1 protein-coding gene is annotated in these 1183 nt (G+C 60.5%); it reads right to left on the bottom strand.

Annotated elements, in window-relative coordinates; translation table 11 throughout:
• Positions 1 to 10 precede the first annotated feature (10 nt).
• Positions 11 to 1183: ISKra4 family transposase (locus tag SM766_RS20855; RefSeq protein ID WP_046212360.1), on the bottom strand; the 1173-nt coding region annotated here is incomplete at its 5' end.

The raw sequence follows: 1183 nt of genomic DNA, 5'->3' as shown, positions 1-1183 counted from the left end.
AACATGGGGGTCATGCGGCGCGTTTTCTGTTTGCGACGGTCAGCCGACCATCGAGAACTGCGGCCCTTGTGACGGCTACTCGGTGAGCCCCTTTGGGCGACCACCGCATCCTTCTGCGCTTTCCCATGCGGGCATTGGCAATGTCATCGACTGATCCTTCGGCACGAGATGACGAGATGGGCAGCCCGTTACGGTACCGTCGGCCATAGTCGACAAGGGATTCCATGTTGTTCGCGAGATAGGTGTACAGTGTCCCGCATCGGGCCTGCACACGAGCGGCAGCGGTGCGGACAGCCAAAGGTTCTTCCGCAAGGCGGGTGCAATCGTGCATGAGCCCTTTCAGATAAGTTTCCGCGACCCGTGCTCTGCCATGCCACAGCCACCAGCGAAGGCTTTTCGCGGGGCGCTGGAACAGCACCGGAATTCCAGTGAATCCCGGTATCTGGACCAGACCCTGAACGGCGGCCTCGACATGTCGAATACGCATCGAGATGTGCCACCAGTCGAGGATATGCTTCACCTGGCCGTCGCCACCCATGGCATTCCGTATGAGGTTCGGGAGAGCAAGCTCGCCATCAGAGATTACCGTCAACAGACGGCCCGGCTTCCATCCAAAGTCTGACAGCTCTTCTCGCATCCGGCTGCCTGGCGATGCCGTCGCATTGGCGACCAAGCCAAATCGTCGGCACATATTGCGACTTTCAATCTTACCGACCACAAGATCCAGGTGTCGCTGCTGATACTCCGGTCGACAGCGGATATGCGCACCGTCCAGAAAAACCGTCAAACCCCCTTTGGGAAGTGCTTCAGCGGGATCGCCTGATGCCCTTCGACTTTTCTCGAGCCCCGCGGCTACTCTTCCCAACCGGTCACGCACCGTGGTGTGATGGGGCGGATGGCAGGGGAGGAAGCTTTTCATCAGCCGCGCGGCTTCGCGAAAGGAATGCCGGGACCCGAGTTCCGCATGGAGCCGCTGCAGCTCCGGGGTAGCCCGGTCAGGAAAGAAATAGGCCAGCGGAGAAATAGGTCCGCCTGGCATCGCCGCTGACCTGGCATCACACGAACAGCGGCGCAAGCGCGCGGCTTTGACCCGAACCCGCCCAAAGAGCGTGTCGAGATCGCGCGTGCGATAGTCATGAATGGCACGAACCGAGGCGCAATCCGGGCATACGCGGCTTTCTCG

It is taken from the genome of Pseudophaeobacter sp. A-200-2, from assembly GCF_041008815.1.
Classification (GTDB): domain Bacteria; phylum Pseudomonadota; class Alphaproteobacteria; order Rhodobacterales; family Rhodobacteraceae; genus Phycobacter; species Phycobacter gallaeciensis_A.
This window is presented reverse-complemented; position numbering and strand designations above follow the sequence as displayed.